At 39.8% G+C, this 10,244-nt stretch carries 5 protein-coding genes; 1 reads left to right on the plus strand and 4 read right to left on the minus strand.

All coding sequences use genetic code 11. The features are described 5' to 3' along the window. Window positions 1-51 precede the first annotated feature (51 nt). A complete protein-coding gene (locus K7A41_RS00365; protein WP_265712119.1) occupies window positions 52-492 on the minus strand; it encodes a nuclear transport factor 2 family protein in 441 nt (146 codons plus the stop codon). A gap of 457 nt (window positions 493-949) precedes the next feature. On the opposite strand from K7A41_RS00365, the gene K7A41_RS00370 reads away from it, so the two are divergent. Further along, the gene (locus K7A41_RS00370; RefSeq protein WP_265712120.1) at window positions 950-1,144 is read left to right on the plus strand and encodes a hypothetical protein; all 195 of its coding nucleotides are present in this window, start codon (window positions 950-952) and stop codon (window positions 1,142-1,144) included. 502 nt (window positions 1,145-1,646) lie between these two features. On the opposite strand, the gene K7A41_RS00375 is transcribed toward K7A41_RS00370, so the two are convergent. The 3 genes from K7A41_RS00375 to K7A41_RS00385 are packed head-to-tail and all read right to left on the minus strand — an operon-like array spanning window position 1,647 to window position 9,525. Further along, window positions 1,647-2,162, minus strand: coding sequence for a hypothetical protein (locus K7A41_RS00375; RefSeq protein WP_265712121.1), 516 nt, complete (start codon window positions 2,160-2,162; stop codon window positions 1,647-1,649). Continuing rightward, the gene (locus K7A41_RS00380) at window positions 2,156-6,130 is read right to left on the minus strand and encodes a DUF6443 domain-containing protein (protein ID WP_265712122.1); all 3,975 of its coding nucleotides are present in this window, start codon (window positions 6,128-6,130) and stop codon (window positions 2,156-2,158) included. Before K7A41_RS00380 ends, K7A41_RS00375 begins: the two co-directional genes overlap by 7 nt. Window positions 6,131-6,141: 11 nt before the next feature. Beyond that, window positions 6,142-9,525 (minus strand): hypothetical protein, encoded by a 3,384-nt coding sequence (locus K7A41_RS00385; RefSeq protein ID WP_265712123.1) that lies wholly within the window; start codon window positions 9,523-9,525, stop codon window positions 6,142-6,144. Between the last annotated feature and the right edge of the window lie 719 nt (window positions 9,526-10,244).

Below are 10,244 nucleotides of genomic sequence, written 5' to 3' on the forward strand. Positions count from 1 at the left end.
AAGCCACATCTCCGGATGTGGCTCTACAACATATATATTTTGACTAAACGCCTAGTTACTAAACGAATGGATTGATTTGGAGACTTTCCAGCTGTCGCCTTCGCGCACCAAAGTCACCAGGTCGGTCTTGGTGAAATTTTCGAATTTCAACGTTACTTTAGCGACCATATAATCTGCAGACTCTTCGAGAATGTCGGTGGCCACTTTACAGTCCAGCTGCTCTCCTTTTTGCTTTTTGAAGAAGTTAACAACCGCACTACGTCCGTTGATAGCTGCGTTAGCCTTCTGGCTGAAATCTGCAGCAAACAGCTGCTCCACGCCTGCTGACTCGCCTTCGGTGGTGACCGCAACATAGTGGTCAAGAGCAAAGTCTGCGGTAGAAAGGTTAACGTTTGCTTTTGCTGATTTTGAACCGGGTCCTTCAGCGGCCATAGTGAATGTGGATACTACAATTAAGGCTGCTGCTGCGAATGTTTTTACTAGAGTTTTCATAATGTCTTTATTTTTTGTGTTAGTTCTGTTGTTCTTATTTGTTGATTCAAAACTACGACACCATACGTCCACAGCCTATGGGCTTTAGACCAACGGACGGGAAAACTCGGTGAACAGAGGAAATGGGGAGGTGAAACTCTCCAAGCAGAAGACCATTAAAAATATCCCTTTATTTGGTATAGATGCGATGCTCATAGAACGGTTCTATTTTTCAAGCCCATGTCTCGTCACGCAAAACATTGATAAATCATGTAGTATAGAATTACCAATGATTAAAGAATAAAAATCTTACATAAACGCGAGGAATTTACTATAGAATTGTGTATCTTTGCATTATAGAATTCTTTTCTCAGTGTAGAAAAGTCATCAAAAAGACAGTTTAATTACTAAAGTTAATACACCCTCCATGCCTCTCCGCGATGCACACTTGGGGGGGGGTCTTCTCTTTTTATAGCCTATGCCAAAGAAATCGTACAACAAACCACCATTGAGGTTTGCAGATCAGCTGGAAAAACTGAAAGGCCGAGGACTAGAGGTTCCGGACGAGTCCCGGGCAATAGCTTATTTACAACAAATAAGCTATTATCGGTTGAGTGCTTATTTTCTTCCTTACCAATCCGTAAAAGACATCTTTGATAAAGGCACTACCTGAACCTGCACCTTGGTGAACAGCCGAATGGCAAGGATAACATAGCCTTGTTTTGTAAGTAGAGCATTTTAATAATTCATTTCAATTTATCAAAAAAAATTAAAACTATTTTAATCTGACAGTTGTTCTTATTATACAAAGCGCTACAAGTAATCCTTCAGCAGAAGGCACCAACATAAAAATTGGCGTAGTACAGTGAAAATCCAATAGTATTCAAACACATTGGATGACGAAACATAAAAGAGGAAACGATAGGAAACATAAAAATTACTGTACAGAACAACGCTAAGAGAAAGGGTCTGATCAACATCAGGCCCTTTTGACGTAAAAAGCCAGATCGGGAGGGCAATGGCCTGTGCAGAGGCCTTGACAAGGACCTTAGGCATTTTCATAAAATGCTTTAAATCTCTTCCCAAAATAGTATAAAGTAATCTCAAGACAGAGCCCTTGCTGACCTCCAAATTGCAACAAAAAGGAAATTTCAGAAAGACCTCAGTAGATAGTATTATTTAATAAAATTATTCGTACTATCGCGCTTTGTAGACAACGGCCTAAAATTGAACGTATCTTGTCTTGCTTCAAACTCTCCAGTTTTGATATATTTCCGTGAGGTTATGATAAATTGTCTTTCGTTTATAATATGACCTTTATCAACATAGGTTTGATATTTTTCGGCATAAATTGGTGTTAGATAACGTTCAATTGTGATATTATTTCCGTCAACAATATATAATCCCCAGATATACCCTGTCTTTTTATCATTAACATTACTTTTCGAAAAAGTTTCATCAATATTCTTAAAACCATGTTTAATTCTCGGGTTCCCACCTTGATAGACTATTCCATTTTTATACAGGAAGATAATATCAAAAAAAACGCTATCTAATTTAGTATAATAATACCCATTCAACAAAAGTCTTTCACTAACATTTTCTTTCAGCTGCAATGTCGGCAGTTGCCGACGAACGGAACATGAAACTGTTAAAAAGAAAAATATATAAAAATAAATTGTTCTTACCATGCCGTAAATGGATTAAGTGTGCGATAATAAATATCTAAATTGACCATATTGCTCAATACTGGAAAAATTGCATAGGTCTTCCCATCGCCATGCGCGAATTTGTTCTGAAAAATATTTCTGTTGTCCTCGCTATTTGTTCCAATATTAAATCCCTTATAGCCAAAAGTCCATGAGCCCAATCGAAACATATTCGTATTTTCTCCATCATAAGTTTTTTTTCCATTAATTTCACTCGACGGCCTCTTTGTCAAATTTAACCCATCGGATGGATCTCCAGTTGCCATTAGTAGAGTCGTTGATACATCGCCAACCGCCGCTCGAATACCTGTCGTTCGCCAACGGTCTCCTCCATCACCCAAAGGGAGAGAACCTAACTTTTCATGTCCAAGCCAATCGTTTTCATAATGTACAGACCAGTTTTTGCCGTAAAATCCGATTGAACCGGTCCTTTGATCCACATTCCCACCCTTGAAGCTCATCGTTCCCAAACTCAGCTTAAAGCCCTCTCCCCCGATACCAATTTGCCCCCCCATACGACGTTCAACAAAACTGCTTCCTGTAAAAATATTCTTGTTCCAGGCGGTAAAGCCAGAACTAAAACCAATATCAAAATTTTCCGAAGAATATCCAAGTGAATAATTCAAGCCATATCCCCAGCCGTTCGTACCCATAAATAGCGAAGGACCAACACCGAAACCAAAATTCCCTATGGACATAGACAGGCTATATTTAGATAAAATAGAACTGCTCATTGAATTGACCAACGTGCCTGGATAGGTGCTTAAAGACGCCATAGACGAACTCCAGCTGGAACTAAAAATACTTGCTCCTTGAATTCCCGTAACTGCTCCGTACGCAGTTACCGCTCCCATTAGTGCTGCTCCTGTCCATCCTTTAAAAAACGAATCACCTTTTATTGCATTCCCAATCCCATTACCTAATACACCCACCGCAGCACCGATGAGAACAGGCACAATCCACTCACCATTTGGATCAATGTAGATTGCCGGATTGTTGCCCATCGCTAAATAAGGATTGACAAATTGACTTGCAGGATCCATCGCAGACCATTTTCCTGTCGCGGGATCATACAGCCTCGATCCATGATCATACCAATTTAGCCCCCCCTGATCGTACAGTTCTTTGCCCGAGTATAAAAATTTGCTTTTTTCTCCTGCAGCATAGGCTAAGTTTAAACCGGTGGTCGCATCTCCATACATTGACAGTCCGTAAGCGTAATAGCTATTCTGCTGCACGACCTTAGCAACGGTATGATTGGCATCCGGGACAAAGGTTACCCGTACATTGCCCAAATGATCTTTAATATCATATTCGTAAATATATGACCCTCCATTTACTCTCGCCCTTCCCTCTTCAGTATGAATGAATTCAATCTGATTTTGCCGATATTGAATACCATCCACATAATCTATCTTATAGCTAGCAGTACCATTGATATAATTTGCCTGAAGTTTTTTTCCAGTTCGATCATACATAAATTCCAAACGGTGCCCCGCACCAAAGGTAATGACAGCTGGTAAGTCCAAATCATTATAAGTGATTTCAATTCCTTTACCAGTATCTTTAATCATATTACCATTGGCATCATAGGTCTGTTCAACGGCCTGTACAGCCTTGTCATCAAATCCCAAGGCCTTACTCGCAGCAGTACTCACATCATCTATCTTAAGACTTCGATACCCTTGATAGGAATACACCAGGCTATCTATTTGCTGTATGGCATTATTCGTGAATGCATACCGTCCCAAATTTGTAATTCCTCCACTTGAATTGTATTTGACAAATTCGCTATGCGCATTATCCACAATATCATTCTTTTCGGAAATTGCAGCAGTCATCCGATTAAGTGCATCGTAGCGATATTGATATCCCATTTTGGGCGGAGCAATGGACTGTGACGCCACTTTACTGGTTTTCCATTGAAATGAAGCTACATTGCCATTAAACTGGGGAGCCTTAGCATGGGTATTGTATTCTAGTTTACTCCCAAATAGATCACTGCTGCTATCTGAATCACCATCATTCATAGTAGAGGATGAGTTTAAATTCGGGTCATTGATCGAAGTCAACCAACCGCGCTCATTATACCGATAATCTATACTTTGCAAAAACTTCGTTTGCCCCGGAGCCTGATGCAACTTTTTATCTACCAACTGCCCAAGTTCATTATAGGTATTGGTCACAACCTTGATTTCGTCCTGATTGTTAATCTTTTGACTTAGGGTCAATGGTCGTCCATTTTGATCATAAGTATATTCATTTCTGACGTTAACGGCTTGCCCCCCTGTTCCGGTATGCTTTCGCTCTGCCGACACAAGTTCGCCACTGAAATTGAATTGATTGTCAACTTGATCAATCCCGCCTAGATGGTTAGTTGATTTTGTCTGTATACATCGTCCATTCCGATCATAATAATTTACTGTCCATAGCACTGTATTGGCGTTATTTATCTCCCATGTTTTGGTCACGGTCGGCATCCCTGTCGGGTAATCAACTTTGCTATTGCCTGTGGATGCAGAATACGACAAACTTGCGGGGAGGGCGCTTACATTATAATTATCATAATAATTGATGATATAGTACGATGCGATCCCAGATGTCGGCCATGCGGTATTTGAATAGCCAGTACTCGAAGTACTTGGCTTTTCATAAGTTACTGTAGCTGCTTCTGCCGCATTTCTTAGCGCTGTAAAAGATTCTGTGGACGTGTAGGATCCGGACATAATGGTACGTCCTTGGGCGTCATACTTTATGAAGTACCATTGATTTTTTTGCCTTAATCTTGGACTCTGGGACGCCACCAGCTGATTTTGGTTGTTATAGATATAATAATAGGCTGCTATCCCAGGTTCCTTTTTCTGTATAAGTCTCCTTTTCCAGTCATAGGTATATCGATAGCCAAAAAGGTCAATATTAGCACTTGTAATTGTTGCCATATCCGGGTTTAAAGCAGGTGGCAACACGAAGTATAATTCTCCTAGGTCGGAATAAACATAATAAGTGGAAAGGATGGTTAGCTCGCCTGATTCAGCCTTTATAAAAGCTCGTTCCAAAACAGTTTTTCCATTTTTGTCCAAATATGTTTCGGTTGTATTAATACGTCCGTCCGAAGCCACCCAATTATTATTTTTATGTATAGATACCTTCAATTGATTATCGGCATAATATCCATCCGCAGTTGGTACCGCTACTGCACTTGTATCCTGGCTGTTGACCGAGAATTTCCTGACTTTTCTAGTTGTGGCCGTGTTTGTCAAATCGACATTGTTGTTGAGTGTTTCCTCGTATCTAATTGTTCTGCCATTGGGTTGCCAATCCTGCCCTATTGCCCCTTGTTCCCGTACTTTGTCGCTGGGAGAATTATCAAATACTGTTTTGCTATACGGGTATGCAGTTTTCGCAGTAAAAGGATCGAAGCCAGCCCCGCTATAAAATGTACTTTGTGCTGTTAGATCATTTGGTTTATAAGATCCATTGATATTTCCCTGTTCGACATACGGCAAATAATCAACAGCTTTTCTTCCCTGGGCATCGTACCGGACAGGAATCACAACATCTTTAAAACTACTGGACCCCATCACATCAACGCCCTGTATTTGACGACCTAAATTATCATAGTAGGTAACTTGCTGCGACTCTTCGGATAAGTTTCGCTTGACATTTAAATTTCCTGTGTTGACACCAGCGACTTTAAAATTTCGGACCATGACAAAATTCCGTTCGCGAGTAGGTTGTGTATTTGGATATTTATCTTGTGGGGTGGCCTTCACCGTAAAGATACGAAGGTTGCTACCGAGAGGCACATGAAAACCATTCTTCAAAATGACTGTTTCAAATGCCGAAATACTGGGTTCATTATTATACTGGCTTAACTCAAGCTTATCCACTTGTGCAAAGACATCCAAATGAAAGCCCAAACAACTGATTAATACGAATAAATAACGCATGATTCAAAAGTTTACTGAAACACAATATTGTTAAATGTCCCCAAGTAACCCGGTTGTGGAATAGATGAGGTGGAGTTAGTCAAACGGATTTTGATATCTCCATTAGAATGTACCGTAAATTCATACTCCCGACCGTCCAGAGAGGTGCGCTGTGTCAATGTCGAAATCGGGCGGCAATCTCCAAGAATATTTGCGACCACAATTCCATTGTAGTACCAATCCGAGCTAGAATAATAAACGCTGCCTTGAAGACCTAGGGCTATATAGTTGATCTTGAATTCCGTATTGGACTTATAAATATAACGGGAGATGAGGTCCCAACCTGGAACAGCCTGTACATTACAATCTCTATTCGTTTCCTCTACCAGATTGGCAAAACAATCCACCCGATCACCACTAATATTATAGCAGTAACTTTTTAGAATATTATTATCCTGGTCCATAACGAGTTGAAGACGATTATATATATCATATTTGTAAAACACCGTCTGTCCAAATGTATTGGATTCACTGGTTTTCAGTCCCAATTCATTATAACCGAATGTCTTTATTTGTGCATCCTCAGGATACACCCGCACCTCATCTATCCTTGTGCCCTCAGTAAGAATTATATTATTTGAGTAAGGCTTCTTCACATAGGTCCATGTACCGTTCGTGTTCAAATACCAGTAGTCGATCAAATATTTTCGTGAAGCAGTAGCAACGAACGGTACAGTGAAATTAGTCTGCCCTGACCCCAATCCAGCATAGCTGGCTACTGACGCCTGATCTTCAAATCCTTCATAATAAAATTCATAATACTTTCCCTGTGCAGTGCCAGTTAAAGGAAGTGCCATAGCGTTGCTGATCTCTATCACAACCCGGTCATATTTATCGTAGCCAATAGAACTGTAAGTACCATTATTTGTTTGCGTCATAGCAAGTCTGTTGCTACCACTTTCATAAAAATTTAACTGTTGCGCAACTTTATGGTTAATAGATCCAGCTGTAATCTTTCGATAGTTACTTGTACTCATCAGCTTAAATGGAGCTTGAAAAATGTTATGCGTATGCAGTAATTCATTCTGAGCAAGCTGTTGTGACTCATGCACAATAATGCCAAGAATATTCTGTCCCTTCAATGTATTCAAGGTATTTACCTCTGTAGTGTTAACCATAGGAATGCTGTTACCGTCCTCAGGATAGTAGAGCGTCTTTTTCTTAACTACTGCTTTCGAGTCCTTTGTCTCGATTGACCGGATATAATTTTTATTTGGATGGTAGGCATACGTTGTAGTCTGTGTTATGTTTTTGGAAGTATCACTCACACTTTCATCGTATGCTCTGTTGATCACATTTGCTAATCTATAATTCTCGATAGGAGTAAAATACAGTGAACTATGTCCGATAAATCCAGACTGTCCGGAAATAGAAGCCCCTGTGACACGGCTAACCACACCATAACTAGATCGAATTTCATTTGCATTCAACGCGACATATTGATAATCTGTCTGACTCAATAACTTGTTAGCGTTATTATAATTGCTAACCCTGGAAAGGAGCCCACGCTTATGCGCATAACTGATGGAAGACCCTGTCAGAACTCCGCCAAAAAAAACACTCGATCCTGACTGATAAGTTGTTAGTTTATCCGGATATGATCTAAAGTCTTGGTAATTGAAATCGGAATATGAATTGTTAGCATTAATCTCCCGGACGCGACCGTAACCCACAAAATAACCATTCAAATCCGAGTAATTAGCCAATGATCCGGAAAAGATTTTTTCGATGAAATAATTGCCATTGTTAGCTATCAAAGAGAGCGTACTATAGTTTGCACCATAAACTGATCCAGTAGAACGCCCTTCAAACTCATACTGAAATCTTCTTTTAAGGGAAGATGTGCTGCTTTCGAAGGTCTGTATCTCCTGCACGCGAAGTCCTCCTAAAATATCAGCAGGTTGCGAATCATTTTGATAAACAGTGTTAAAACCATAGGAGATCTGCGTGTAAGCATTGGTACGCTCTGTAATTTTAAAAAGCATATAAGTACCGGTTGCTGCCAGCGAATGTGGTTTTCTTAATTCTGGATTCTTCATTGGGTCGCCGCTCGGAAATGTGGTCCGAAACCCAAAATAGTCTGTGTTATTATCCTTTCGATCGAATGCGCTACCTGAATTCTGATACTCAAATTTCTTATATCTTTGACCCACCAAATCTTTTTCTCCTGAATATATCCTGATACTATCCAATCTCAATCTACACCTATCAGACAATCTTGCGCCAGCAGGAGGTGATGCCACTGACCCAAAATAGGATGTTCCCAATACTATTTTTTGATTGAGCCGCTCACCGGCTACAGTATATACAAAAGAACTTATCGTGCTCAATCTTGGCGCACCACCTTCTACGTCTTTACGACCTGATTCATAGTAAAACACAATGCGCCCATATTTCGTTAGTATGCTGGACAAGTAATAATTATCCATTTCCTGAACATTCTCGTTAAACTGTAAATTTTCACTTGTCGTAGACATTAATCGGGTATAGTCCCAACTATATTGATAATATTTCTCTTTCCCTCCAGAACTACCCGGTTTATTATAATAGAAAGAGATCGTATCTGTATTGTCAGCGTTGACGATTTTTTCTAGGTGCCATGTGGAAGTATAAGTCCTCTGAACACCACAAAGCTTCTCTGTAGTGGTATTTCGAAAGCCAGACGAAGTACCGAAATAATAAGTATTCCCTTGATCGTCTTTGACAACAAAGCTTGAATTCGTATAATTGGAAGAATTATTAAAATTTACTGCGACAATCTTGAAAGCGCTATTATTGGAAGTGACTGGATTTCCGTTCTCATCAAAAGAAAATTGAAACGAAAATGCAGGGGTATTTACAAAAAACAGATCGGGCTCGGAATCGTAAACCTGATCATAATACCTAAGGCCATCTGAAATGGTTATCCGATTGAAATATTTTTCATGTAGAGCCGTATTATTGACCGCAGCATCCCGAATTATTTTTCCATGCTCTCCAGGTCCTAAATAACCCGTCGTATGCTCATCAGGCAATGCGCGAACGACTCTTGTAATACTTCCTCCTGCCACAAGCTGCCAACCTAATCCTACAGCGCCAGAGTACTCCTGATGCCTGATTCCACCACCTGAAGAATAACTCAATTGCACCGGTATAACCTGACTTTTACCCGAGATCTGAGTTAGCGGGATATTTAAAACCAATTTACCGGAATATTTATCGACATCAATCCCTTGGCCAATATTACCTGTAACGCCCAAAAATTTATTATCTGCTGCTGGAAAACCATAGCCGGTCTGAGCAACAACCTTTTGCACAAATATTAAAAAAACGACAATGGAAATTAAGAAAGAAAGGATTTTACTTACACTTTTCATAAAAACGATTTTTAAGCATTCCAATATTTCGAAAGAAATGAGATTCTTTTACGACAAAATAAACAAAGTCAAAAAAACACTAAAAACAGGTACTCACGGTTAACAATAGACACAAGATAAAAACAATTATCTATTTAAACAATAAAAATAGAATAATTTTTCAAAAATTAATAGTTTGATTTCAGGCACCACTAATCACACTGAGGGTGGGTTAATGCCGTGTTTATAAACGTCGGCTAGCCTAGCTACTGAATAGGTTGTAAACGGCGGCCTTCCTCGGAATTCCAAAACTAATCAAACACCTCTTTGTGCCACCTAAAGGTTCGATAGGTCACATTGTTTTTTTATTTTATGGAGATAGTTCGCAGTATCTGCTAAAGCAGATTTGCGTAAGCTATCCAGTACTTTACATTCATTCATTGCTGGATTACGGCGGTTCAGCACCATTTCTTTAAATGCCAATATAGCCTGTTCAGGATTCAGGTCTGATCCGTCAAAAAGTCATCTGCACTCTTGGCTGTCAAAACCAAATGAACTGAGGTATTGGGGAAGGATGACAATACTACAAGTATGTATAGAAATGAAAATACTACTATTTAGCTTGCTGCCGCATCACGTTCCAGAAATTATAGTCCATCATTGGAGCTTTTATAACACCTACATGGTGCCCGATGGTTACGATCTGTCCCCGATGATAGGTGGTATGGATGATTAAGTGC

The organism is Sphingobacterium sp. InxBP1, assembly GCF_026191775.1.
GTDB lineage: Bacteria > Bacteroidota > Bacteroidia > Sphingobacteriales > Sphingobacteriaceae > Sphingobacterium > Sphingobacterium thalpophilum.

What these genes read in the sequence shown, in the direction of transcription:
- K7A41_RS00365 (WP_265712119.1), bottom strand. Translation starts at nt 492, where the DNA reads ATGAAAACTCTAGTAAAAACATTCGCAGCAGCAGCCTTAATTGTAGTA.
- K7A41_RS00370 (WP_265712120.1), top strand. Translation starts at nt 950, where the DNA reads ATGCCAAAGAAATCGTACAACAAACCACCATTGAGGTTTGCAGATCAG.
- K7A41_RS00375 (WP_265712121.1), bottom strand. Translation starts at nt 2,162, where the DNA reads ATGGTAAGAACAATTTATTTTTATATATTTTTCTTTTTAACAGTTTCA.
- K7A41_RS00380 (WP_265712122.1), bottom strand. Translation starts at nt 6,130, where the DNA reads ATGCGTTATTTATTCGTATTAATCAGTTGTTTGGGCTTTCATTTGGAT.
- K7A41_RS00385 (WP_265712123.1), bottom strand. Translation starts at nt 9,525, where the DNA reads ATGAAAAGTGTAAGTAAAATCCTTTCTTTCTTAATTTCCATTGTCGTT.